Origin of the sequence: Flavobacterium sp. 1355 (assembly GCF_017833415.1) — a bacterium.
In the GTDB taxonomy this organism is placed as follows: domain Bacteria; phylum Bacteroidota; class Bacteroidia; order Flavobacteriales; family Flavobacteriaceae; genus Flavobacterium.
The window spans coordinates 191,256-216,886 of sequence record NZ_JAFICC010000010.1; the positions used below are offsets into that span (position 1 = coordinate 191,256).

Consider the following 25,631-nt stretch of genomic DNA (forward strand, 5'->3'; position numbering starts at 1 on the left):
ATGAGCACAACTAAAAAAATACAATCAGCTTTAATATCTGTTTTTTCCAAAGATGGACTAGAGCCTATCGTAAGAAAATTACACGAACAAAATGTAACAATTTACTCAACCGGAGGAACCGAAGATTTTATTAAAAACCTTGGAATTCCTGTAGTTCCTGTTGAAGATATAACCTCTTTTCCTGAAATTCTTGGAGGAAGAGTTAAAACATTACACCCAAAAATATTTGGAGGAATTTTGAATCGTCAGGATAATGAAAGTGATGTAGAACAAATGAAGGAATTTGATATTCCTCAGATTGATTTAGTGATTGTTGATTTGTATCCTTTTGAAAAAACAGTTGCTTCTGGTGCAAGCGAACAAGATATTATTGAAAAAATTGACATTGGCGGAATTTCTTTGATCCGTGCCGGTGCCAAAAACTTTAAGGACACTGTAATTGTTGCTTCGGTAAACGAATACAGCTTACTTTTAGATTTGATTACAGAACAAAACGGAGCAACAACTCTTGAAAACAGAAGATTGTTTGCTACAAAAGCATTTCACGTTTCATCTCATTATGATGGAGCAATTTTCAACTATTTCAATACTGACGAAACAATCTATAAAGAAAGTATTGATAATGGTCAGGTTTTGCGTTATGGAGAAAACCCACATCAAAAAGGATTCTTTTTTGGAGATTTTGATGCAATGTTTAGCAAAATTCACGGAAAAGAGTTATCTTACAATAACCTGCTTGATGTTGACGCAGCAGTAAATTTAATAAATGAGTTTAGAACTGACGGACCAACATTTGCAATTTTAAAACATAATAATGCTTGTGGTTTAGCTTCAAGAAAAACAATTAGTGAAGCTTATTTGGCTGCTTTGGCTTGCGATCCTACATCTGCTTTTGGTGGGGTTTTGATTTCAAACACCAAAATTGATGTCACTACAGCTCAGGAAATCAACAAATTATTCTGCGAAGTTGTAATTGCGCCAAGTTATGATGATGAAGCGATTACAATTTTAGAAGAAAAGAAAAACAGAATTATATTAATTCAGAAAGAAGTTGAGTTACCTTCTAAGCAAGTGAGAACTTGTCTTAATGGTTTGTTAATTCAGGAAAGAAATAATATTACAGATACTAAAGAGCATTTAAAAACCGTTACTATTACAGAACCGACTGCTCAAGAAGTAGAAGATTTAATATTTGCTTCAAAAATTTGCAAAAACACAAAATCAAATACCATTGTTTTTGCTAAAAACGGAACATTAATTTCATCAGGAACTGGTCAGACCTCAAGAGTTGATGCATTAATGCAGGCTGTTGATAAGGCCAAAGCTTTCGGATTTGATTTAACAGGAGCTTCTATGGCAAGCGATGCATTTTTCCCATTTCCGGATTGTGTAGAATTAGCCAAAAAAGCAGGAATAACGGCAGTAATTCAGCCGGGAGGATCAATAAAAGATGAATTAAGCATAAATTATTGCAATGAAAATAATCTTGCAATGGTATTTACAGGAACACGTCATTTTAAACATTAATTTGTTTAACTTTGTTCGATAAATTAATTATAACATTTTAAACCCCTAAAAAACTTATGGGATTTTTTGATTTCATGACCGAGGATATTGCGATAGACCTTGGTACCGCAAACACTTTAATCATACATAATGATAAAGTTGTTATTGATAGCCCTTCTATCGTTGCACGCGACAGAATATCAGGCAAAATCATTGCTGTTGGTAAAGAAGCCAACATGATGCAAGGTAAAACGCATGAAAACATCAAGACCATAAGGCCCTTGAAGGATGGTGTAATTGCTGATTTTGATGCATCGGAAAAAATGATCAATATGTTCATTAAAAGTATTCCGGCATTAAAGAAAAGGATGTTTACCCCAGCCTTGAGAATGGTAGTATGTATTCCTTCGGGAATTACTGAGGTTGAGATGCGTGCGGTAAAAGAATCTTGTGAAAGAGTAAATGGTAAAGAAGTTTACCTGATTCATGAGCCAATGGCAGCAGCAATTGGTATTGGTATCGATATCATGCAGCCAAAAGGAAACATGATTGTTGATATTGGTGGTGGTACAACTGAAATTGCTGTTATTGCATTAGGCGGTATTGTATGCGACAAATCTGTAAAAATTGCGGGTGACGTTTTCACGAATGATATTGTATATTATATGCGTACTCAGCATAACCTTTTTGTTGGTGAAAGTACTGCTGAAAAAATAAAAATTCAGATTGGAGCTGCTATCGAAGATTTAGATGGTCCTCCAGAAGATATGTCTGTTCAGGGTAGAGATTTACTTACCGGAAAACCAAAACAAGTAGATGTTTCTTACCGTGAAATTGCAAAGGCTTTGGATAAATCTATTCAGCGTATTGAAGATGCGGTAATGGAAACTTTATCTCAGACTCCTCCGGAATTAGCAGCAGACATCTATAATACTGGTATCTATCTGGCTGGTGGTGGATCTATGCTAAGAGGTCTAGACAAACGTATTTCACAAAAAACAGATTTACCTGTTTACATTGCCGAAGATCCTTTACGAGCAGTTGTTCGTGGTACAGGAATGGCGCTTAAAAATATTGCAAAATTCAAAAGTATCTTAATAAAATAAGATTCAAAATATCAAATCAAAATATATCTTTACAAGAGTCGAATTGAATCATTCGACTCTTGTAAAATTTGAAACCCAAAAGCATATCCTGAAACAAAATAACCGAACAAGAAATGCAGCAAATTTTTAATTTCATTATAAGAAACAGTAATCGATTGCTGTTTTTGCTGCTTTTAGGTATTTCGTTGGTTCTCACAATTCAATCTCATTCGTACCATAAAAGCAGAGTAATCAGTTCGGCTAATTTTTTAAGCGGAGGTGTTTATGAAAGAATTAATCGAGTGAACGAATATTTGAGCTTAAAAACCGAAAATGACGAATTGGTACTTGAAAACGCAAGATTAAAAAGTCTTTTGTTTAATAAAGAAGACACAACCAAAATACCTTTGGCGGATAGTATAAAGGGTGTAAAGCCTGCTGATATTATTGTTTCAAAAGTAATTCATAATTCATACAGTACACATGAGAACTACATTACCTTAAATTCCGGATCAAAAGAAGGAGTTAAGCAGGATATGGGAGTAATCAATAGTTTGGGTATTATTGGTGTTGTAGATAATACATCCAAAAATTATTCTACAGTAGTGAGCATTCTGAATATGAAATCGCAGATAAATGCAAAAATCAAAAAATCTAATCATTTTGGCTCCTTAACCTGGAATGGTAAAAGTACTGGATTTGTACAACTGGAAGATGTTCCAAGGTTAGCATCTATCAGAAAAGGAGATACCATCGTTACCGGAGGTCAATCTGTAATATTTCCTGAAGGAATTAATATAGGAACAGTAGATAAAATTTACGTAAAAGACAAAACAAGTTTTTATGTTATTAATGTAAAACTGTTTAATGACATGACCAATCTTGGACATGTTTATATTATCAAAAGCAAAGACAGAGAGGAACTTATTAATTTAGAAAAAAAGGAGAAAGATGAATAGCGCCTTGTTAGTCAATATTTTTCGATTTATTATGTTACTGGCAATTCAGATTGTTATTTTCAATAATATGAATTTTTTAGGGTATATAAGTCCTTTTCCATACCTTTTATATATTATTCTTTATCCTGTAAACAGTAACAGATCAGGATTACTTATTTCAAGTTTTTTACTGGGAATTACTATGGATATGTTTTGTAATTCAGGCGGTATACATGCTACTGCATGTGTTATTTTAGCTTATTACAGGCCCTATATTTTCAAGTTTGCTTTTGGATTGAGTTATGAATATCAGACCATTAAACTTAATGAATCATTAACACCGGAGCGTTTTTCATTTATTTTAGTTTCTGTTATTTTACACCATATAATACTGTTTACTCTTGAAGCTTTTCAATTTAAATTTATTTGGGATATTTTACTCCGAACTTTGTTTAGCTCAATATTTACAATAATCATTTCAATCATAATAATTTATATTATTAAGCCCAATAGAAGATGAGAAAAGTTCTGCTGCCCTCTTTAATTATTATTGCAGCATCTTTGCTAGTGATCAGGATATTTTATTTGCAAATTATTGATGATTCATTCAAATTAAAATCAGAAAATAATGCCATAAAAAAAGTATACGATTATCCTGAAAGAGGATACATATACGATAGAAATGGTAAATTATTGGTAGCAAACCAGGCATCATACGATATCATGGTTATTCCGCGCGAAATCAAAGAAGATCTTAATGTCGACGAATTCTGCGCTCTTTTAAACATCACAAAAGAAGAGTACGAAAAAAGAGTTGCCAAGGCCAGGGTTTACAGCCCAAGATTACCATCTGTATTTTTATCACAATTAAACAAAGCCGAATTTGCTGCTTTTCAGGAGAAAATCAGAAAATACGAGGGTTTTTATTTCCAAAAAAGATCACTTCGTGATTACGAGGTAGATTATGGCGCAAATATTTTTGGATTCATAACTCAGGTAAACGAAAGATTAATTGCCAAAAACCCGTATTACAATAGCGGTGATTTGATTGGTAAACAAGGGGTTGAAGAAAGTTATGAAGAAATTTTACGCGGAATAAAAGGTGTAAAATACATTCAGAAAGACAAATACAACAGAGAAATAGGATCTTATAAAGAAGGTAAATATGATACCATCGCCGTAGCCGGAGAGGATATCAACCTGACTATTGATGCTGAGCTTCAAAAATATGGTGAAGAGTTAATGATTAATAAAAGAGGTGGAATTGTAGCTATTGAACCTAAAAGTGGTGAAATTCTTGCCTTGGTTACTGCTCCATCTTATGACCCAGGTATTTTGGTTGGAAGACAAAGATCAAAAAACTACACGCTTTTGTATCACGATTCTATTGCAAAACCTTTGTACGACAGGGGACTTTTGGCCGAATATCCTCCCGGATCTCCGTTTAAAATCTTAACTGGTTTGATTGCACTTCAGGAAGGAGTTATTAATGAGCAGACTACTTTTATGTGCCATCATGGTTTCAGTTATGGTAGAGGCCGCTTCATGAAATGTCACGGTTTTGGACCACATCAGTTACATAACGGGATTTATAATTCCTGCAACACTTATTTTGCCCAGTCTTACATGTTAACGATTAACAAATATAATGATCCTGGCAAAGCTGTTGATATATGGAGCAATCACGTAAAAAGTTTTGGATTGGGTCAATTTATGGGTTATGATCTGCCAACAGGTAAAAAAGGAAATATTCCAACCTCTAAAACCTATAAAAAAATATATCCAAATGGAGGCTGGAGAAGTACCACTATTGTATCAAACTCTATCGGCCAGGGAGAAGTTTTAATGACTCCAATTCAGCTAGCCAATATGATGGCAACGGTTGCAAATCAGGGATATTATTATACTCCTCATATTATCAAAAAAATTGAGGGAAAAAAAATAGATGCAAAATTTACGACCAGACATGAAACTACAATTGACAAAAAGTATTTTCCTCCGGTTATAAGCGGTTTGTTTGATGTTTATAATAAAGGAACAGCTTATGCCTTAAGAGTGGAAGGAATTGATATTTGCGGAAAAACCGGTACTGCTGAAAATTATGCTAAAATTGACGGAGTAAGAACAAAGCTAAAAGATCACTCTATATTTGTGGCATTTGCACCAAAAGATAATCCGAAAATCGCTATCGCAATTATGATTGAAAATGGAGGATTTGGAGCAAATGTAGCGGGGCCAATTGCAAGTTTGATGGTTGAGAAATACCTTAGAAAGAAAATTTCAAGAACCGATTTAGAAGTTCGTGTTTTAAATAAAAGCTTACTTAGCGAATACGCAAAAGTGGGTGGCATAAATCCGGCAAGTTTAATTGAATCTACTCCAAAAGATTCTCTTTTAAAAGCCAAGATTGTTGTTCCCAAAAAAACGGCTCCAAAAACAGAACCTAAAAAAACAGCATTAGACACCATTAAAGAGAACTAACAAGATTATTTCAAATGAAAAATCAAAGTGTAAAAAAAAATATTGACTGGATAAGTGTTATTATCTACTCTGTACTTGTTGTATTAGGGTGGCTAAACATCTATTCCTCTTCATTATTATCTACTGATGGTACTTATGAAAAACAATTAATATTTATAGCCTGTACAATTCCATTAATATTTGTTGTTCTTTTTGTAGACGGAAAATTCTATGAAAAATATGCCAGTATTATTTTTGGCGTTGCCTTATTATCATTGGCAGGCTTATTCCTTTTTGGAAAAACAATTGCCGGCCAGAGATGTTGGTATGCTATCGGAAGCTTCACTATACAGCCATCGGAATTTGCAAAAGCAGCAACTGCATTAGCATTAGCAAAATATTTAAGTGATAGCCAGATTAATTTAAAAGAAACCAACAGACAGATTCAGGCGCTTGCTATTGTCTTCTTACCTGTTCTTTTAATCTTACCTCAACCTGACCCGGGAAGTGCTTTGATTTACAGTATTTTTCTAATTGTTTTATTTAGAGAAGGATTACCTTCATGGTATATCTGGACAGGTTTTTTAGCTATATTATTATTTGTACTAACGCTTATATTAGAACCTTATGTCGTAATATTAATTTCTCTTGGAGTATTGATTATTATTCATTTTAAAGGCAGGGCCGTTGACAGGAATCTTCTTTTAAGTACAATTTTGTTAGCCCTTATTTCCGGTTTTGTTTTTTCTGTTGATTATGTTTTTGACAATGTTTTTAAACAGCACCATAGGGATCGTTTCAATATTTTATTAGGAAAAACGGTTGACATGAAAGGTATCGGTTACAACACCAATCAGTCTGAAATTGCAATTGGATCAGGTGGATGGATTGGTAAAGGTTTTCTGGAAGGGACACAGACCAAAGGAGGTTTTGTTCCGGAACAACATACCGATTATATTTTCACTACTGTTGGTGAGGAATGGGGTTTTGCTGGGTCATTAGTTGTTATTTCTCTTTTTGTCGGCTTACTTTTAAGGGTTATATATTTAGCAGAAAGGCAGAAAACAAAATTTAGCCGCGTATATGGTTATTGTGTTGCCGCAATTTTATTTATACACTTTTTTGTAAACATCGCGATGGTGGCCGGAATTTTTCCAACAATTGGAGTTCCCTTACCATTCTTTTCATATGGGGGTTCAGGATTATGGGGATTCACAATTTTATTGTTTATTTTCTTAAAAATGGATGCCAATAAGGTAAATGAGTGGTAGAAAATTTAAAAGATTCATTCGTTAAAATTCCAATCCCAATTTAATATAGTTAGTTATTAAGTATTATTGAAATAGCTCTTTTATATTGCACCTGAATACTTAATTTGTTGTACTGAGAAATTATCATTACCACAAATTTATAAACATAAAAAAAGTCCGAAGTGTTTTAAGCTTCGGACTTTTTTATGTTATATTTTTTCGCTTGGTCTTTTCTTTAAAAGTTTTAGTAAAACCGGGAATGTTGAAATAATAACGATGATGATAATTATATATTCTATATGTTCTTTTAAGTCTATTCCTTCTTTTAAAAACACACCATATAAATAATGTCCTGAAAAGATCAATAAAAATGACCAAAGGAATGAACTTAGGATATTATAGAACATAAATTTCTTTTTATCCATTGAAACAATACCTGCAATTATTGGAGCAAAAGTTCTAAAAATCGGAAGGAAACGAGCATAAATAATTGCTTTACCACCGTATTTTTCAAAAAAGTCTTTTGATTGTAACAGATATTTCTTTTTGAACCAGAATGAATCTTCTTTTTTAAATAAGTAGTATCCACTTTTAGCTCCAAACCAATACCCCGTCATATTTCCTAAAACTCCCATTATTGCAACCAAAAGTGAGAGTAAAAAGACATTTAAAAAATCTCCGGGAATATGAACAACATTTTCGACTAAGTCACGGCTGTAAATACCTGCTAAGAAAAGCAAACTGTCTCCGGGTAGAAAAAATCCTGCAAAAAGTCCTGTTTCAGCAAATACTATAAACAAAACAATATATAACCCAATTTGAAAGCCGCCAACACTTAATGTTATATAAAATTCAGGATTAATTAGTTGAGTCCAGTCGAAATTATTCATAAATGAGTTGGTTATATTTAAGTTCGTGAAAGTAACAATAATTTAATTCAACCACAATAAAATGCAGTATTTTAAAGATAAATTAACGATTCAAAAAGCCCAAGCTTTATACTTGGGCCCTCAAATTTATTTATTGTCTTTCGTACTTGCAGCAGGCATGCAAATTATCATAATCCTCCTGTGTAGCTTTAACCTCTTTGGTATCATGTCCTGCTTTTGCTATTGCTTTATTTAAATCTTCTGATGAGCATTTTTCCTCATTCAAAATTACTGTAAGCTGGTGAGAACTAATATCCCAATTAGCCATTTTTACACCCGGAACACCAAAAGCTGCTTTTTCAATACGTTTTTTGCATTGTTCGCAATTACCATTCACTTCTGTGATATATTTTAAATTTTTATTTTTCTTAGTTTGGGCCTGTGCTGAAAATCCTAAAAAGGTTATTATCGCTACTAAAATTATTTTTTTCATTTGTGTGTTATTAAGTATTTATAAAATTGATGTTTTTGATTTTATTTGATTTTAAATCGCAATCCTGCGTAATACATTTGTCCAAAAATTGGAGCGTAAGCAATTGAAGCATCAAAATTTGGTCCAAACGGATCATCTGCTCCTAATATTGCCTTTTCCTGCTTGTAATTTCCAATATTTTCCCCTCCTACATAAACCTCAAATACAGGAGAAAAAACTCTTGTGACCTGAACATTCATCACAGCATATGATGGTGAAAATTCAGAAAATTGATCCGCAGCAGGATTTGTAGCCGTATAAGGCAATTGTTGTTTTCCCGACCAGTTAAAAGTATAATCGAATTTCCATTGCCTATCATTATTAAAATTGGTTTCGTACTCCAAATTCCCTAAAAAACGATGTTTGGCCTGCAACGGACGCTGAAATGTTCCCTTCAAATAATCGGTTTGAATGTCATAGTATTTGTAGGCTGTTCGCAAATTTAAATTATGCACTAATTCATAATTAAATTCAACCTGTAAACTATTTGCAAACGAATTTCCTTTTAGGTTATAAAACAGAACTTCCTGTGGACTTTGCATCACGTCTACTACTGCCTGATTTTGAAAATCGGTTCTATACAAGTCAAAACCTGCCTCTGCATTTTTATTAAAGATTTTAAATTTCTGAGAAAAACTCAGTCCGTAATTCCACGCAATTTCCGGATTCAAACCATAAATCTTTCCATTATTATCCAGAATTGAAAAAGTTCTAGAACTGGCAAAAAGCTGTTGATTTTCGGCAAAAATATTAGCAGATCGTTTTCCTCTTCCGGCAGAGAAACGAAGCACTCCGTCTTTCCAGGGATTATAACGCAAATGCAAACGAGGTGTCACAAAAAAGCCAAGTCTGTTATGATTATCAACTCTTCCGCCCAAAATCAAGCTAAAATTATCGGTATTGTCATACGTATATTCAAAGAAAGCTCCAACAGAATTATCGGTTCTGCTGTAATTGTTTACATTCACAAATTCCTGATACTGATCATAAGCAAAGTTTAATCCGGTCGTAAATTTGTGCATTGTATTATTGATGATCGAATTAAAAATCAAATTAGAATAATAGCTGTTTTGCTTAATATTATATTGATTTAAACCAAAATAAGATTCCTGATTATGACTATTAAAAGCGTTTTGAAAACCAATGCTTTGATAAGGCATATCCGGAAAGACATAGCCTATTTTGGTTGAAACATCAAATCGCTCGGTATTGATTTCTGAACCCCAATAATTTGTAGTTCCTTTATCTCTGTCTTTATCAAAATTTACTTCTCCGGTTTGTTTTTTATCATTCATATATCTGAAATTGATAAAACTTACCAAACCACTTTCGGGGTTATAATACTGATATCTATTGAGGATATTTATTTGCTTTCCTAACGGATTATCCAGAAAACCATCGTTATTCATGTCGTTTTTTGCAACACGTGTATTTCCATGAAGAAACAAACTGGTTGCCCATTTATCAGATATTTTTTTGTTGAAATGTGTATTCAATTCAAAGCGGGAATCAGTTGATCCGTAGGCATTTAAAAAAAACGGAATATCGTTTATTGGCTTTAAAAGCTCTGTATTGATTTGCCCCGAAATACTTTCGTAACCGTTAATGACACTTCCTGCTCCTTTTGTTATCTGTACACTTTCGATCCAGGTTCCCGGAGTAAAAGACAACCCATAAGCCTGCGAAGCTCCTCGCACGGAAGGGATGTTCTCTTCGGTAATCATTAGGTACGGACTTGTTAATCCGAGCATTTTTATTTGTTTTGTTCCGGTTAAGGCATCAGAAAAATTGACATCTATTGACGGATTCGTTTCAAAACTTTCTGCCAGATTACAACAAGCCGCCTTTAAAAGTTCTTTGCTTGTAATGACAGAGGTATTGGCTGTAAGAGTATAGGATTTTTTTATTCCTTTTTGCTTTTTTGTAATTTTTACTTCCTCCAGGTCTTCTTGAGAAAACATAGAAACAGAAAGCAAAAACATAACAAAAAGCATTATATTTTTTTGCATAAAAATTGATTTTAATGTTATTTAGAAGCTGTTTTTTAATTGTTTAACAACAAAAAACAGTAAAACACAAGCATAGGAATGCTTGATTCTAAACACTAAAATCAGGAATAAAAAATGTATTGATTATATAATTTGAATAAGGGGGGTGCATTCGCATCTGAATAATACGAAATAATCTGATTACCCCTGAAATTTGGAATTGCAAGAAAAGTGATAGGATTGAACTCCTGAATTACTGCAGGAAAAGCAATTTGAAAAAAGAAAATTTTGAAAGTAGCATCATCTGATTTTTTTTCAAAATGAACTGTTTTGTCTTTACAGCATGAATTTTTCTTTTCGACAGCGCCACAGCATTTTTTTTCTGTAGCCTTTTCTGTAGCATTTAAAGATATCGAAGCTATTTTTCCTCCGCAATAATGCACATCAAAAGCAAACCCAATGTTGGAAACCAACAAAAGGAAGGCCAAAAATAATCCTGTGCATTTCTTTAAACTCATACTGCAAAATTATTCAAAAAGAGTTTAAAAAAATGTAATGAAATGTTATTTTTTAAGATTTTGCATCTGATAATAAAATGCAGGAATAAATAAGAGGACAAAAATGGGCTGAATAATAAATCTTCTGACGTAAAAAAGGAGCCAGTTTCCATCTGGAAAAAACTTAAGAATTATAAAGAACATTCCGAAAAGAATAAGAAAAAAAAACAAGTAAAGAAATGTGCTAAACTTGAAAATTTCCATATCCTTAAAAAGAATGTAAATAAGTAAAAGAGATAAGGCAGAATTTAAAAAATAACGCAATAAGAGTCCAAAAAAAAGTTTTAAAAAATCTATTTCAGGAAAAGGCAAACTTTTAAAATCAGAATCAAAATAAACAAGCAATGGATCATAAAACAATTGGTTTTCAAAACTTCTGATCAAAACAAAGCAAAGCACAATAAAGATTGCTATTATGATTTTGAATTTATGCTCTTGAATTTTATTTAGCATATTTTGAAAATTTATTTACCCAAAAAACCCAAAGGATAAAAACCAGCCCATATATAATGAGCGGAAAAAGAACCCCGTGAAGAATATGTTCTTTTTCAGGAAAGCGAAATAGCAAAACTGCCAAAAGAGCAATACGTATAATATTCAAAACATAAATTAAAAAAACTCCGAACAGAATAAAATATATTGTTGTTTTTAATTTTCCTGCAAAAGCTGTTATAAAAGAAACAAATAAAATAATAACACTTACAGCATTACAGCCTTCTATAATTCTTAATGTATATTTATTATTGTACCAAAGTTGCAAAGATGGATTTGATATGCTTTTGATAATTTTTACATCACAATTAAATAACTGCATAAGCTGATGTACATTTTGACCAACTATATTGGTTATTCCATCAATATCATTCGTTTCAAAGTTGTTTAAATACAGCCTGTAAACCAATGTAAAAATGATATAAGCAGCAAAAAAAGTGCTTATAAAAACAAGGAAAGGTCTAAACTGTTGCAAATATTTTTTCAAAGGAAATTTTTTAACAAATTTATGTATTTTTTAAATTCAGCATTAAATACTTTTGTACAAAAATTTTCCATTATGACATTTCAGGAATTACAACCAAAAATAAGCGCTATTGTAGCTGATAGCAATAAAGTTAGAGACGAGAAATTGTTGTCAATCTGCCAATTATTAAATGAAAATGTAGAATATTACAATTGGGTTGGGTTTTATTTTGCCAATCATGAAAGTAAGACACTGCATTTAGGACCCTATGTAGGAGCAGAAACAGATCATACTGTTATTCCTTTTGGAAAAGGGATTTGTGGTCAGGTTGCCGAAAGCAATGCCAATTTTGTAGTGCCGGATGTTGCTGCACAGGACAATTATATTGCATGCAGTTTTACAGTAAAATCTGAAATCGTGGTTCCGTTATTTGTCAATGGACAAAATATTGGACAAATTGATATAGACAGTCATGTTATTAACCCATTTACAGAAGCAGACGAAAGATTTTTAGAGTTTGTAAATCAAGAAGTTGCTAAACTTTTCTAAAAAAACATTTCTTAAAACACAAAAAAAATATTTATTTCAGCTTAAAATGTGTAATCTTTAAATTTTTCAACCTTTAAATTTATTTTTTAGAAAAAAAGATGTATTTTTGCACCCGTCTTACAAAAGTTGTATGACATACATAAAAATCATTAAATAATATTGGAATGTATTTAACTAAAGAAAAGAAAGAAGAGATTTTCGCACAACACGGTGGTGCAACAAACACTGGAAGCGCAGAAGGTCAGATTGCATTGTTCACTTACAGAATTTCACACTTAACTGAGCACTTGAAAAAAAATCGTCACGATTACAACACTGAGCGTTCTCTTGTACTATTAGTAGGTAAAAGAAGAGCTTTGTTGGATTACTTGAAAAAGAAAGAGATCAACAGATATCGTGAGATTATCAAAGTATTGAATATCAGAAAATAATCAATATAGAAAAGAGGTGCGAGAGTGCCTCTTTTTGTTTTTACAAAATATAAGTCTTTCAGGCTATTACAAGAAAAAAAGTTTGGTTTTTCATTGGGTTTTAGAATACAACAACTACACACAACAACTACAACACAACTAGAACCCATTGTATAATCAAAAAGGAAAAAAATTATGATTCCACAATTATTTGTAGAAAAAATCGATTTAGGTGATGGCAGAAGCATCACAATCGAGACAGGACGTTTAGCAAAACAAGCTGATGGTGCTGTAGTAGTAAGAATGGGAGATACGATGATACTTGCAACAGCAGTTTCAGCCCGTACCTCTAACCCAGGCGTTGATTTTTTACCATTAACGGTAGATTACCGCGAAAAATTTGCAGCAGCAGGTCGTTTCCCTGGAGGTTTCTTTAAAAGAGAAGCACGTCCAAGCGACAGCGAGGTATTGACAATGAGATTAGTTGACCGTGTATTGCGTCCGCTTTTCCCAGATGATTACCATGCTGAAACTCAGGTTATGATTCAATTAATGTCTCATGACGAAGAAGTTATGCCAGACGCTTTAGCTGGTTTAGCTGCATCTGCAGCATTAGCAGTTTCTGATATTCCGTTTTATAACTTAATTTCTGAAGTACGTGTTGCACGTATCGACGGAAAGCTTGTTATCAACCCAAGCAGAACAGAATTAGAAAAATCAGATATCGATATGATGATTGGTGCTTCTATGGATTCTGTTGCAATGGTTGAAGGTGAGATGAAAGAAATTTCAGAGGCTGAAATGATCGAAGCTATTAAATTTGCTCACGAAGCTATTAAAGTTCAAATTCAGGCGCAATTGCGTTTACAAGCTGCTTTTGGTAAAAAAGAAATTCGTACTTACGAAGGTGAGAGAGAAAACGAAGAAATTTACAAAAAAGTAAAAGATGCGGCTTACGATAAAATTTATGCTATTGCAAAAGTTGGTTCGGCTAAACACGAAAGAGGTGCTGCATTTGCTGAAGTAAAAGAAGAAGTAAAAGCTTTATTTACAGAAGAAGAATTAGCTGCTGATGGAGATTTAGTTTCTAAATATTTCTACAAAACAAACAAAGAAGCTGTTCGTAATGTAGTATTAGAATTAGGAGTTCGTTTAGACGGAAGAAAAACTACAGATATCAGACCAATCTGGTGTGAAATTGATTATTTACCAAGAGTTCACGGTTCATCTTTATTTACACGTGGAGAAACTCAGGCTTTGGCTACAGTAACTCTTGGGACTTCAAGAGAAGCTAACCAAATCGATTCTCCATCTGAACAAGGTGAAGAGAAATTCTATTTACATTATAACTTCCCTCCTTTCTCTACTGGTGAAGCAAAACCTCTAAGAGGAACTTCAAGAAGAGAAGTTGGTCACGGTAACTTAGCTCAAAGAGCTTTAAAAAACATGATCCCTGCAGATTGTCCTTATACAATTCGTATTGTTTCTGAAGTATTAGAATCTAACGGTTCTTCTTCTATGGCAACTGTTTGCGCCGGAACAATGGCTTTGATGGATGCTGGGGTTCAAATGGTAAAACCAGTTTCTGGTATTGCTATGGGATTAATTACTGATGGAGAAAAATTTGCTGTATTGTCTGATATTTTAGGTGATGAAGATCATTTAGGAGATATGGACTTTAAGGTAACAGGAACTGCTGATGGAATTACTGCTTGTCAAATGGACATTAAAATTGATGGTTTACGTTATGATATCATGGAGCAGGCTTTAGCTCAGGCACGTGACGGACGTTTACACATTTTAGGTAAATTAACCGAAACAATTGCTGCACCAAGAAGTGACGTAAAAGCACATGCGCCAAAAATCATTACCAGAACTATTCCTGGAAACTTTATTGGAGCATTAATCGGACCTGGTGGAAAAGTAATTCAGGAATTACAAAAAGCTACAGGAACTACTATTGTTATCAATGAGGTTGACGAGCAAGGTGTTATTGAAATTTTAGGTACAGATCCTGCCGGAATTGAAGCAGTATTGGCAAAAATTAAGTCAATCACTTTCAAACCACAAATGGGAGAAGCTTATGAAGTTAAAGTAATTAAAATGTTGGATTTTGGAGCTGTAGTAGAATATACTGCTGCGCCAGGAAATGAGGTTTTATTACACGTTTCTGAACTTGCCTGGGAGCGTACTGAAAATGTTACTGATGTAGTTAACATGGGTGATGTTTTTGAAGTGAAATACTTAGGTGTTGATCCTAAAACTAAAAAAGAAAAAGTGTCAAGAAAAGCACTTATTCCAAGACCTCCACGTGAGGAGAAAAAAGAGTAATCAGATCTTAGTTTACTAAAGGTTTATTCATAGAAAACCCCAATTCATAAATTTGAATTGGGGTTTTTCGTTTTTTGCAATTAATGCTTCTTTTAATTATATGTAGAATCGGACGAAGATATTAAGATTTATTCATCAAAAATCCTAAATCACAATAGAAATCATGTATCTCACTTAAAAGGAATAGTGTTTTTATTACATTTTAACGGTTTTATGTATTATCTATAACATTTTTTTAATATATTTGAAATCGCCAAAACAAATCCTTAAATCACACAATCCTTTGAAAAATTATCAAAATAAAACTTCTTTCCTTATTTTATTTGGATTATTATTAAGCATTTCAAATATTCACAGTCAATCCATCAATAATGAAGTCTCTACTTATAACTGGTTTGATAAAACAGTTGGTAAAGAAAATCTTGACATTATTAATGGCACGCCTCATAATAATCCGTATGCAACTGTTGGTGATAATAACATTTATTTAATTGACCAATACGAATCTGGAAACCTAACTTATGAAGGTCAAACTTATTATAATGTAAAACTGAAATATGACATTTATAGAGATATTTTGGTCTTAAACCCGTTTGAATCTGAAAATATTGGTATAAATCTTATCCAAAATAAGGTAGAATCTTTTTCTATTAAAGACAGGAATTTTATAAAAATTGACAAAAAAGATAATGGCGTTCCAGAATTTACTACTGGATATTATGAGGAAAGTAAAATTGCTCCGGATTTTATATTTTATATCAAACATCATAAAGGTCAGCAAAAAGTTATTTCTGAAGGTATACTATCTTATACTTTTAAGGAAAACACTTCTTATTTCCTTAGTTTAAAAAACAAAGTATATCAGATCAATAGTAAAAATGAGATAATTAAAATATTTCCTGAACAAAAAAAACAAATCAATGGGTTTTATTTGATGAATAGAGAACTTAGAAAGACGGATTTGAATCAGTTTATGAAAAATTTGATGAAATACATTAATAATTCTCTTTCAATACAAACGAAATAAGACAATGAAAAAAATTTTACTCGCCTTAGTTATCTTATTCTTTCAATTATCTTTTGCTCAAAATTCAGATGAGAAAGTATCGATTACATTCACAGATCAAACTTTAGAAAATGCAATAAAATCTATAGAAGCATCAACTTCATATAAATTTTATTTTGATCCAATTTGGCTTAATTCAAACAAAATATTAATCACCGGTTCTTATACAGATATAAAAATCGATGATTTACTGGATAAAATTCTAAGCAAGACCGATTTAAATTTTATAGTACTAAATAAGAAAATAATACTAACTCTTAATAGTACTATTCATAATGATTTACCGGCAAATTATTTTCCGGATGCTCCGGCAGAAATTGATAATAACAACGGAGCAAATCCAGATAACCCGGTTTTTTATCAGCAATATGATTCCTTAAATACCTATAGTGTTACAAAAAAAGCCTCTATTGTTTTTATTGGAAAAGAAAATAAGGATTTGACCAAAAAAAACTTTACTGTTTCGGGTTCTGTGAAAAATGAAGAAACAGGAAAACCTGAAGCCAATATTTATATTAAAGTCAGAAATAAAAACATTAGCACTTCAAGTGATCCTGATGGTAATTATACTTTACAGCTTCCAAGAGGAATTAATGTTATCGAAATAAAATCTTTGAGCCATAAAGATGTTACAAAAACTTTGATGGTTTATGACGATGGTAATTTTGACATTAATCTTAATGACAAATCAAATCAGTTAGATGAAGTTGTAATTAATAAAAAAGGAAAAAGACAAACCGAAACTGCTGTTTCGGGACTAGTCTCAATTGATATAGAAGGCATCAAAAATGTTCCTTTAATTTTAGGTGAAAGAGACATCCTAAAAGTTGCAACAACATTTCCGGGAATCAAAACTACCGGAGAAGGATCTGCAGGTTTTAACGTAAGAGGTGGAAAAGATGACCAGAATCTTATTTTATTAGACAATGCGGTTTTATACAATCCGCAGCATTTTTTAGGCTTTTTCTCTGCTATTAATCCTTACACTGCTAAAAAAGCAGATATTTACAAAGGGAGTATCCCCGCCGATTTTGGAGGCCGATTGTCTTCTGTATTTGACATTACAACAAAAAATGGTAATCCTGAAAAATTTTCAGGTGAAGGTGCTATAGGACCAATAACCTCAAATCTTATGATTAGTACTCCAATTATAAAAAATAAATCAAGTATTATCTTTGGAGGCCGTGCTACTTATTCTGATTGGATCTTAAAATCATTGGATGATGAAAATCTTAAAAATAGCCAGGCTGGTTTTTATGACGGAATTTTAAAATACAATTACAACATAAACGGCAACAATACTATAGAAGCTACAGCATATTATAGTCATGATCGTTTTAGTCTTAGTTCAGATTCTATTTATAAATACAGTAACAGGCTTGCTTCTGTAAAATGGGACCATACTTTTAATAAAAAAAGCAAGGCAGCCTTAATTTTTACTAATAGTGAATATAAATTTAATATTGATTATGATTCAAATGATGTAAACTCTTTCGAATTTGGATATAAAGTAAATGAATCACAATTACAGTTAAAATTCAATTATCAGCTCACTCCAAAGCATAATTTATCTTATGGTGTTGCGAGTAAATTATACAACATTTCTCCTGGTTATCAACACCCTACAAACCCGGAGGCAACATTAATTGCGACTGATATTGCAAAAGAAAAAGCACTTGAATCCGCTGTTTATTTTGCCGATAGTTTCAAATTCAGTGACAAGCTTCTGCTTGATTTAGGTTTACGATATTCTTATTATGCTTCTTTGGGCCCCTCGGAAGTAAGAATTTATCAGGATGGTCTGCCTCTAACCGATGAAACAGTGATTGGAACTGAAAATTATAAAAATAATGAGGTCGTAAAAACATATGGAGGACTTGAGCCCCGTTTAGCAGCCCGTTATTTTATTACAGAGGATTTTTCAGTAAAAGCAGGTTATGATTTCACAAGACAATATGTTCATCTTTTATCGAGCAATGTTACGCAATCTCCAACTGATACATGGAAATTATCTGATTCTAATGTAGCTCCTCAAAGTGCGCAGCAAGTTTCTTTGGGCCTTTTTAAAAACTTAAAAGACGGAGAATATGAAGTTAGTCTTGAAGGATATTATAAAAAATCTAAAAACATTCTTGATTACAAAGTTGGTGCCCAGGTTTCATTAAATAAAAATGTTGAAACTGAATTATTACAAGGAGAAGGAAAAGCATATGGTATTGAATTATTAATAAAGAAAACCGAAGGAAGATTAAACGGCTGGATAGGTTATACCTATTCTCGTTCTCAAATTAAACTGGATAGTCAGTTTAGTTCTGAAATCGTAAATGGCGGAAAATATTTTCCGGCAAATTTTGATAAGCCACATGACCTAAGTGCCATTTTAAATTATAAATTTACAAGACGTTACAGTTTATCAACCAACTTTTTATACCAAACAGGAAGACCAATTACTTATCCTATTGGAACATTCCATTATGGTGATGCTGAATATACTTTATATAGTGACCGAAATGCCTATAGAATACCGGATTATATTCGTTTAGATATTGGAATTAATATTGAAGGAAATCATAAAATAAAAAAACTGGCTCATAGTTTCTGGAATATTTCTGTCTATAATGTGTTGGGAAGAAATAATCCGTACTCCATTTATTTTGTGACAGATCAAAATGGAAAAGTAAAAGGATACAAAACATCTATTTTCTCTATTCCTGTGCCAAGTATTACTTATAATTTTAAATTTTAATGAAAATTTATAAATTAAATATTATCATTATTTGTACTCTGTCAAGCCTATTATTTATTAGCTGTACAGAGACATATCCTTTGTTGACTAATACCTATGAAGAAGCAATAGTTGTCGAAGCAACAATTACAAACGAACTTAAATATCAGGAAATAAAAATTACCAAAACAGCCAGATTTGAGGATGAAAATTATTTGCCTGAAAGCGGGGCTGAAGTGTTTATAACAGATGATACAGGGAATCAGTATAAATTCAAAGAAGACTCTGACAGATACGTTTCTATAACCGAATTTCAAGCTGTACCTGAAAGAAAATATCAGCTGCATATTAATACAAAAGATGGTAAATCTTTTGAATCTTCACCCGAATACTTAACAGCTGTGAGTCCAATACAAAGTTTAACAACTGCAGTTGAAACAAAAGATAAAGCAAAAGGTATCGCCATTAGAGTAAATAGTTTTGATGCTAGTGCTAAATCAAAATACTATAAATATGAATATGAGGAAACTTATAAGGTTGTAGCTCCGAAATGGTCATCAATCAAGGTGACTTTAGATGAGAATGGCCGTTTTGTTTTTAGCCAAAATTCAACCGACAAAATAGTTTGCTATGCAAGCAAAAAAAATACCGAACTGCTGTTAACTGATACCAACAACTTAACTGAAGATCGGGTTGATTTTATGGTTCGTTTTATAGACAAACAAGACTACATTACAACAACCCGATATAGTATTTTAGTAAAACAATACATCATAAGCCTTCCGTCGTATAGTTATAATACTACTTTAAAAAAAATGGCAGGTTCTGGAAATATTTTAGCACCAAATCAGCCAGGACTTTTATTGGGTAACTTAAGGTCTGTAAACAATCCAAGTAATAAAATAGTAGGCTATTTTGATGTTGCTTCGGTATCATCAGAAAGAATTTATTTTAATCATAATGATTTATTTCCAAATGAATTGCCTCCACCTTATATTGTAGATTGCGATCAATTTTGTTACGGGGGTGAAGGTGAGGTTCCTGTACCATGTACACATCAGTTGCCCTTACTTGACGATTTTGTATTTGGACTAATTACTTTTCACAGTTCAGGCACCTCTCATATTTATTGGGTTAATGCACCTTGTGGAGATTGTACAAAAATTGCATCCAATATAAAACCACCTTTTTGGGTAGATTAAAATAAAGTATAAGAAGCATTTAAAAATTAGAAAAAAAACAGGTTTTAAAGCAATGAAATTTTATAAAATAAAAAATATAATCCTTTTCTCTATACTGTCCGTTTTATTAAATGGCTGTACAGAAACATATCCCTTATTAAGTAATACCTATGAAGAAATTATTGTGATTGAAGCAACTTTAACAAATGAGCTTAAAAATCAGGAAATAAAAATCTCAAAAACATCAAAATTTGAAGATGAAGGTATTAAGCTTGAAACAGGAGCGAAAGTTGTCGTAAAAGATGATAATAATAATGAATATCCATTTACAGAAAATGCAGGTACATACAAATCAGCAACTGCATTTCAGGCTGTACCGGAAAGAAAGTATACCTTGGAAATCACTACGAAAGATGGAAAAATATATCGATCAATTCCACAAATCTTAACCAGCATTAACCCAATTCAAAGTGTAACACCTTCACTTACAACGAATAAAAAGAACGAAACTGGTATTCAAATTAATGTAAACAGCTATGATGCTGGCCAGACATCAAAATACTATCGTTATGAATATGAAGAAACATATAAAATTATAGCCCCAAAATGGTCAGCAGTTAAGATTGTTGCAACTGGCCCAGAATCTGTACAACTTATAACGAATAATGTAAATACAAGAACATGTTATTCGACTAAAAATTCAACAGAAATTCTTTTGGAAAATACAAATGACAAAACTGAAGATCGTGTAAGTTTTCCTATTCGATTTATTGAAGAGAATAATTACATTATCGGACACAGATACAGCATATTGGTCAAACAATATATTGAGAACTTAGAGGCTTATACTTTTCATAAAACCTTAAAAGATTTATCTAATTCTTCTGGAGTTCTATCTCCTAAACAACCAGGTTTCCTTTCCGGAAACATTAAATGCATCAGTGATCCCGGCACAAAAGTTCTCGGTTTTTTTGAGGTAGCATCTGTATCAGAGCAAAGAATATTTTTTAATTATAATGATTTTTTTCCGGGAAAACCTGCACCATATTTCAACACTTGCGAAGACATTCCGTTTAATTTTTGTTTCATTGGTGATGGCTGTGAGGGAGACACTATGATTTATAATATAAACAAAAATTTAATGACATATATTAGTGGTTCTGGCAAAAGCTATAAACTAGTAGATGTCGAATGCGGAGACTGCACATCATTTTCTTCTAACGTAATACCTTCATTTTGGACAGAATAAAACACCTTATTGCATTGTTTGTACTAGTAAGTACACAATTCACCAGCGCACAACAAACCATCACTTTAGATGAAACAATTTTTGTTCATGCAAATGCAACAACATTTGTTTCCGGAGAAACTTTGTTATATAAAGTGCTGTGCTTAAAATCGACTGATAAAACACCTAGTACAATAAGCAAAGTTGCTTATGTTGAACTTGTAGATAATAATAAAACATCTGTTTTTAAGACTAAAATTGCTCTTGAAAACGCAACCGGACAAGGTGATTATTTTATTCCGACAACTTTAAAAACAGGAAATTACAAACTTATCGGTTATACCAACTGGATGTTAAATAAGCCCGTTTCTGAATTGTTTCAAATAGATATTAATATTATCAATCCGTATAAAGCTATAGAAAAAACTACTTCTGAAAACATTTTAACTGCTGTCGCATCAAATGAAAACAGCATTCTGAATGAGAACATCAAATTTAAAATCAATAAAAAATCTTTTGCAAATCGTGAATTGGTGGATTTAATAATTGAATCATCAAATTCAGTTTTTCAAAACGGAAATTACTCATTGTCAGTTAGAAAATTAGACAACATCCCTTCTAAAAGTCAGGTTTCAGCCCTGGATTTTGCTGCAAAAACAAATTATCCGTTAATTCTGGATTTACAAGATCAAAATAAAAAAATAGTTTTGCCAGAACTAAGAGGAGAGATTATTTCCGGAAAAATTTCAGCAAAAAACAATTCAGATAAGGTCGGAGACATATCAATCGCATTATCAATACCTGGTAAGTCATTTGCTTTTAAAGTAGTAGAAACAGATGCGAATGGCAATTTTATTTTTAGTATAAATAAAACATACTATTCTCAGGAAGTTGTTGTCCAGATTATTGACGAAAAAGCAAATAATTACAATCTAATTGTAAACAATGCACCGGAAATAGCGTATTCAAACTTATCTTTTGAGCAAAACTCAAATCTGTCATATTCAATAAAAGAAAGTCTTTTAGACAGATCTATTTCCAGTCAGGTAGAAAATGCCTATTATCATAAAAAAGTAGATAATATTGTAAAAAGTCAAACACTTGAAACTTTTTATTTTCCAGTTGCAAAAGAATATGTTTTAGATGATTTTACACGATTCAAGACATTAAAGGAAACAATCACAGAAGTAGTTGTCGAGGTGTATCAAAAACAAAAAGAAGACAAACTTTATTTACATGTCAATGATCCGAGCGTTTTTCCTCAACTGCCAGATCCGGCATTGGTGTTGGTTGATGGTTTGTATTTAGAAAACCAAAACGAACTGGCTAAATACAATATGAAAGGTGTTTATAAAGTTGATGTTATTGTCGGAAGATATTACGTTGGCTCAAAATCTTTTAATGGCTTAATAAGTTTTACAACATTTGACAAGGATTTCAAAAGCTCACAAAGTGGAACTTCAATTGCAAAACCAACTATTTTAAGACCGCAGCCGAAAAAACTTTATAACAAGATTGATTATAATAATATTGCGGATAATGCCAGAATTCCGGATTTTAGAAATCAATTATTTTGGAATCCTGATGTAAAATTAAATGACGAGTCAAATAACTCTTTTTATACATCAGATCTTTCGGGAAGTTTTGAAATAAAACTTGAGGGCTTTACCAAAAACGGAACTCCGGTTACATTAAAAGAAATTATTGAAGTAAAAGATTCTTCTGTAAATTAATCTTTTTTATAAAAATAAAAGCTCCCGTTTCTGCTGAAACGGGAGCTTTTATTTTATCTAATGGGAACTCTTTTTTAAGACTAGTTTATATCGTGTCTGTTTAGAAAAAACTATCCTTTTTTAAGTAAAACCTTTTCTTGCGAAAATTGGTAAGCAGCTTCCAGAAACAAAATCATCTTGCTCCAGTTAGCATTAGGCTCATAATAATTATTGTATTGTTTTTTTACTTTAATTATCAATTTATTATCTTTCACAATAGCATTACTTGTAAACTCTCCAGTAGAATTTTGAACATTTTTATTCAGTTTTTCTATTCCGGAAACTTTATAACCTGCCGGGATCTCAAAAATAATTTCGTTTTCAAATGATCTTGGAAAAGACATATAAATATTATTTTTTCTATCTGTCTCTTTTTTATCTATTTCAACTTGATTGGTTAACACTTTTCCAATTTCAATGATATAGTTCTCACCTGCTTTTTTAATGAAATTATTTTTTATAACAAACTCTTCATCATACGTAAAAGGAGTTTCACTACCGTATCTCCCAGTGTTTGTAATATTCAAAGTTGGGTTTTCAATCTCAAATCCAAATTCTTCTGAAATCGCTTTTTTGTCGTTTTCTTTCTTTAATTCTTTTGATTTGTTTTTTAATGCCTCAAATTCTTTGGTATACTGTGCACGTTTGTTTTTATTTCCTACTTTATCCAGAATTCTTTCTGTTCCATATTTTTGATAATCTTCATCCAGATAATCATAAAATTTCATTTTTCTGAATTGCTCATCATTTTTAAAATGCCCAAAAAATGACGAATTTCTTTTTATATTAAGGCTCGAAAAATCAGATGCCAAAGAGACATTTGTCACCACTTTTGTCGCATTATCTTTTGCTGTAGAGGTTGGCAGACTCACTTCTTTTACATTAGCAATTTGTTTGTAATTAATTACATCTACAGAATAGGCCTTTGTGTTTTCCAGATTGTAATCTATTTTCCCAGGCGTTGTAAAAGGGTTGAAATACTCTATGTAAAACGGTTTTTCAGTGTTTACCCTTATCAGTGCCTGCACATTTTTCTGGATTAATAAGTCATCAATAGAACCATTAAATCTACTGGTAGCAAGTATTATGTTGTAATCAATTTTAGACTCTTTCATAAACGCCATGAAATAGTTAATAAATTGGGTCTGGTCTCCTATATAAACGGGATTTTTAAATAATGAATAGGGATAAAATATATCTGCCTCTTTAATTACAGCCGATTCAATATATTGTGTGTAGTATCGATGTCTGGCAAATTCATAAACTGCTTTTACCTTTTCTTCATCATTTTCAAAAGTTTTTCCTTTCAGAAATTTCAAGGTTTCATCTAAATCAAAAACTGGGCGAAATTTTTCCTTATAATAATCAAATATATCATCCTTGTCTACTGCCTTTCTTAGAAAAGTACCACCTTTCGGAATAAATACATCGGCATAATTATAGTTTGTAAAACCACCATTTCTGGCAAAATAAACCTGGAATTTGTAACAAGGCATTTCTGCAAATGGATAAAACCATCTTGGAAATTCATTTTTCTCAATGTCACTTGCTTCTAGTTCGTATTGTTTTATATGCTTTTTTTCTGAAGCTACCTCTTTTAAGTCCGGAGCTCCATTGTATGTATTGAAATTCACATAAAAATCGTCTTCTGCAGAAAATTTTATTTTTTTATTCATTACAGGATATCCCTCGCCTAATGTGGTCTCAACTGGTTCAAAACTCAGATAAGTAATCGCAAAAGGTTCATAAGAATAGTAATAATAATCTAAGACATCACCAATCTCCAAACTATTTATGGCCAGCTTTTTTTCTTTATCAGCCTGTTTAGCATTTTTATCTACATCAATTTCAATTTCATCTCCATTTGGCTTAACAATTTTAATTCCTAAAAATGTGGTTCCTTCCTTATACATATACCCTTTTGAAGAGTAAAATTTATCATTAAATGAAAATTCCGAAAACTCTTTGATAGCTGCCTGATCCTGAAGCTTGATTCTTCTTCTGAATGCAGAAGTATATATTACTTTGGCACCAGAATTATGATAATTGTAATATTCATATTTATAGATAACAACAGCCGATTCGTTTTTCCATTTATCTGGTGTTTTAATTACTGTTTTGTAAGAATCTGATTTTCCCCAGAAAAAATCCTTAACTTCAGCTTTGTCCTGCGAATAGGAAGAAAAATAAATTGTGATAAAAAAAAAGAGTAAAATTTTATTCATA

The 25,631-nt window shown here is 32.1% G+C and carries 21 protein-coding genes; 14 read left to right on the top strand and 7 right to left on the bottom strand.

Annotation, left to right across the window (positions count from 1 at the left end):
* From purH to rodA, 6 genes are all read left to right on the top strand, one after another.
* Positions 1–1,527: a bifunctional phosphoribosylaminoimidazolecarboxamide formyltransferase/IMP cyclohydrolase gene (gene purH / locus JOD96_RS14445; protein ID WP_209564943.1), complete on the top strand. Its 1,527-nt coding sequence runs from the start codon at positions 1–3 to the stop codon at positions 1,525–1,527.
* 56 nt (positions 1,528–1,583) lie between these two features.
* A complete protein-coding gene (locus JOD96_RS14450; RefSeq protein ID WP_007804822.1) occupies positions 1,584–2,612 on the top strand; it encodes a rod shape-determining protein in 1,029 nt (342 codons plus the stop codon).
* Positions 2,613–2,725: 113 nt separating this feature from the next.
* Complete coding sequence (gene mreC, locus JOD96_RS14455; protein ID WP_209564944.1) at positions 2,726–3,550, top strand: rod shape-determining protein MreC; 825 nt, start codon at positions 2,726–2,728, stop codon at positions 3,548–3,550.
* Positions 3,543–4,049, top strand: coding sequence for a rod shape-determining protein MreD (locus JOD96_RS14460; protein ID WP_209564945.1), 507 nt, complete (start codon positions 3,543–3,545; stop codon positions 4,047–4,049). The genes mreC and JOD96_RS14460 overlap by 8 nt, the downstream gene beginning before the upstream one ends.
* Positions 4,046–6,010: a penicillin-binding protein 2 gene (gene mrdA / locus JOD96_RS14465; protein ID WP_209564946.1), complete on the top strand. Its 1,965-nt coding sequence runs from the start codon at positions 4,046–4,048 to the stop codon at positions 6,008–6,010. Before JOD96_RS14460 ends, mrdA begins: the two co-directional genes overlap by 4 nt.
* Positions 6,011–6,024: 14 nt before the next feature.
* Positions 6,025–7,260 carry a rod shape-determining protein RodA gene (rodA, locus tag JOD96_RS14470; RefSeq protein ID WP_209564947.1) on the top strand — a complete coding sequence of 412 codons (1,236 nt, stop codon included), beginning with the start codon at positions 6,025–6,027 and terminating at the stop codon, positions 7,258–7,260.
* Positions 7,261–7,448: 188 nt separating this feature from the next.
* On the opposite strand, the gene JOD96_RS14475 is transcribed toward rodA, so the two are convergent.
* The 6 genes from JOD96_RS14475 to xrtF form a co-directional block, all read right to left on the bottom strand.
* Complete coding sequence (locus JOD96_RS14475) at positions 7,449–8,129, bottom strand: DedA family protein (protein WP_209564948.1); 681 nt, start codon at positions 8,127–8,129, stop codon at positions 7,449–7,451.
* Positions 8,130–8,259: 130 nt separating this feature from the next.
* Positions 8,260–8,601 (bottom strand): heavy-metal-associated domain-containing protein, encoded by a 342-nt coding sequence (locus tag JOD96_RS14480; protein WP_209564949.1) that lies wholly within the window; start codon positions 8,599–8,601, stop codon positions 8,260–8,262.
* 41 nt (positions 8,602–8,642) lie between these two features.
* Positions 8,643–10,649, bottom strand: coding sequence for a TonB-dependent receptor plug domain-containing protein (locus JOD96_RS14485; protein WP_209564950.1), 2,007 nt, complete (start codon positions 10,647–10,649; stop codon positions 8,643–8,645).
* Positions 10,650–10,750: 101 nt separating this feature from the next.
* Positions 10,751–11,146, bottom strand: coding sequence for an HYC_CC_PP family protein (locus JOD96_RS14490; protein ID WP_209564951.1), 396 nt, complete (start codon positions 11,144–11,146; stop codon positions 10,751–10,753).
* A 45-nt stretch (positions 11,147–11,191) separates the two neighbouring features.
* The gene (locus JOD96_RS14495; RefSeq protein WP_209564952.1) at positions 11,192–11,638 is read right to left on the bottom strand and encodes an exosortase F system-associated membrane protein; all 447 of its coding nucleotides are present in this window, start codon (positions 11,636–11,638) and stop codon (positions 11,192–11,194) included.
* On the bottom strand, positions 11,628–12,164 hold the full coding sequence (gene xrtF, locus JOD96_RS14500) for an exosortase family protein XrtF (RefSeq protein ID WP_209564953.1): 537 nt from the start codon (positions 12,162–12,164) through the stop codon (positions 11,628–11,630). Before xrtF ends, JOD96_RS14495 begins: the two co-directional genes overlap by 11 nt.
* Before the next feature lie 72 nt (positions 12,165–12,236).
* Between xrtF and JOD96_RS14505 the strand changes: the two genes are divergently transcribed.
* From JOD96_RS14505 to JOD96_RS14540, 8 genes are all read left to right on the top strand, one after another.
* The gene (locus JOD96_RS14505) at positions 12,237–12,692 is read left to right on the top strand and encodes a GAF domain-containing protein (RefSeq protein WP_209564954.1); all 456 of its coding nucleotides are present in this window, start codon (positions 12,237–12,239) and stop codon (positions 12,690–12,692) included.
* A gap of 164 nt (positions 12,693–12,856) precedes the next feature.
* Entirely contained in the window at positions 12,857–13,123 is a 267-nt protein-coding gene (gene rpsO / locus JOD96_RS14510) for a 30S ribosomal protein S15 (RefSeq protein ID WP_007804772.1), read from the top strand.
* A gap of 174 nt (positions 13,124–13,297) precedes the next feature.
* Positions 13,298–15,433, top strand: a complete 2,136-nt coding sequence (locus JOD96_RS14515) for a polyribonucleotide nucleotidyltransferase (protein WP_209564955.1) — start codon at positions 13,298–13,300, stop codon at positions 15,431–15,433.
* Between the two features lie 283 nt (positions 15,434–15,716).
* The gene (locus tag JOD96_RS14520) at positions 15,717–16,460 is read left to right on the top strand and encodes a hypothetical protein (protein WP_209564956.1); all 744 of its coding nucleotides are present in this window, start codon (positions 15,717–15,719) and stop codon (positions 16,458–16,460) included.
* A gap of 4 nt (positions 16,461–16,464) precedes the next feature.
* Positions 16,465–19,245, top strand: a complete 2,781-nt coding sequence (locus tag JOD96_RS14525) for a TonB-dependent receptor domain-containing protein (protein ID WP_209564957.1) — start codon at positions 16,465–16,467, stop codon at positions 19,243–19,245.
* Entirely contained in the window at positions 19,245–20,426 is a 1,182-nt protein-coding gene (locus JOD96_RS14530) for a DUF4249 domain-containing protein (protein WP_209564958.1), read from the top strand. Before JOD96_RS14525 ends, JOD96_RS14530 begins: the two co-directional genes overlap by 1 nt.
* 52 nt (positions 20,427–20,478) lie before the next feature.
* Positions 20,479–21,654, top strand: coding sequence for a DUF4249 domain-containing protein (locus JOD96_RS14535; protein ID WP_209564959.1), 1,176 nt, complete (start codon positions 20,479–20,481; stop codon positions 21,652–21,654).
* Positions 21,642–23,366, top strand: coding sequence for a hypothetical protein (locus JOD96_RS14540; protein ID WP_209564960.1), 1,725 nt, complete (start codon positions 21,642–21,644; stop codon positions 23,364–23,366). The genes JOD96_RS14535 and JOD96_RS14540 overlap by 13 nt, the downstream gene beginning before the upstream one ends.
* A 110-nt stretch (positions 23,367–23,476) precedes the next feature.
* Here the strand turns inward: JOD96_RS14540 and JOD96_RS14545 are convergent, their stop codons facing one another.
* Entirely contained in the window at positions 23,477–25,630 is a 2,154-nt protein-coding gene (locus tag JOD96_RS14545) for a hypothetical protein (protein WP_209564961.1), read from the bottom strand.
* Between the last annotated feature and the right edge of the window lies 1 nt (position 25,631).

What these genes read in the sequence shown, in the direction of transcription:
- purH (WP_209564943.1), top strand. Translation starts at nt 1, where the DNA reads ATGAGCACAACTAAAAAAATACAATCAGCTTTAATATCTGTTTTTTCC.
- JOD96_RS14450 (WP_007804822.1), top strand. Translation starts at nt 1,584, where the DNA reads ATGGGATTTTTTGATTTCATGACCGAGGATATTGCGATAGACCTTGGT.
- mreC (WP_209564944.1), top strand. Translation starts at nt 2,726, where the DNA reads ATGCAGCAAATTTTTAATTTCATTATAAGAAACAGTAATCGATTGCTG.
- JOD96_RS14460 (WP_209564945.1), top strand. Translation starts at nt 3,543, where the DNA reads ATGAATAGCGCCTTGTTAGTCAATATTTTTCGATTTATTATGTTACTG.
- mrdA (WP_209564946.1), top strand. Translation starts at nt 4,046, where the DNA reads ATGAGAAAAGTTCTGCTGCCCTCTTTAATTATTATTGCAGCATCTTTG.
- rodA (WP_209564947.1), top strand. Translation starts at nt 6,025, where the DNA reads ATGAAAAATCAAAGTGTAAAAAAAAATATTGACTGGATAAGTGTTATT.
- JOD96_RS14475 (WP_209564948.1), bottom strand. Translation starts at nt 8,129, where the DNA reads ATGAATAATTTCGACTGGACTCAACTAATTAATCCTGAATTTTATATA.
- JOD96_RS14480 (WP_209564949.1), bottom strand. Translation starts at nt 8,601, where the DNA reads ATGAAAAAAATAATTTTAGTAGCGATAATAACCTTTTTAGGATTTTCA.
- JOD96_RS14485 (WP_209564950.1), bottom strand. Translation starts at nt 10,649, where the DNA reads ATGCAAAAAAATATAATGCTTTTTGTTATGTTTTTGCTTTCTGTTTCT.
- JOD96_RS14490 (WP_209564951.1), bottom strand. Translation starts at nt 11,146, where the DNA reads ATGAGTTTAAAGAAATGCACAGGATTATTTTTGGCCTTCCTTTTGTTG.
- JOD96_RS14495 (WP_209564952.1), bottom strand. Translation starts at nt 11,638, where the DNA reads ATGCTAAATAAAATTCAAGAGCATAAATTCAAAATCATAATAGCAATC.
- JOD96_RS14505 (WP_209564954.1), top strand. Translation starts at nt 12,237, where the DNA reads ATGACATTTCAGGAATTACAACCAAAAATAAGCGCTATTGTAGCTGAT.
- rpsO (WP_007804772.1), top strand. Translation starts at nt 12,857, where the DNA reads ATGTATTTAACTAAAGAAAAGAAAGAAGAGATTTTCGCACAACACGGT.
- JOD96_RS14515 (WP_209564955.1), top strand. Translation starts at nt 13,298, where the DNA reads ATGATTCCACAATTATTTGTAGAAAAAATCGATTTAGGTGATGGCAGA.
- JOD96_RS14525 (WP_209564957.1), top strand. Translation starts at nt 16,465, where the DNA reads ATGAAAAAAATTTTACTCGCCTTAGTTATCTTATTCTTTCAATTATCT.
- JOD96_RS14530 (WP_209564958.1), top strand. Translation starts at nt 19,245, where the DNA reads ATGAAAATTTATAAATTAAATATTATCATTATTTGTACTCTGTCAAGC.
- JOD96_RS14535 (WP_209564959.1), top strand. Translation starts at nt 20,479, where the DNA reads ATGAAATTTTATAAAATAAAAAATATAATCCTTTTCTCTATACTGTCC.
- JOD96_RS14545 (WP_209564961.1), bottom strand. Translation starts at nt 25,630, where the DNA reads ATGAATAAAATTTTACTCTTTTTTTTTATCACAATTTATTTTTCTTCC.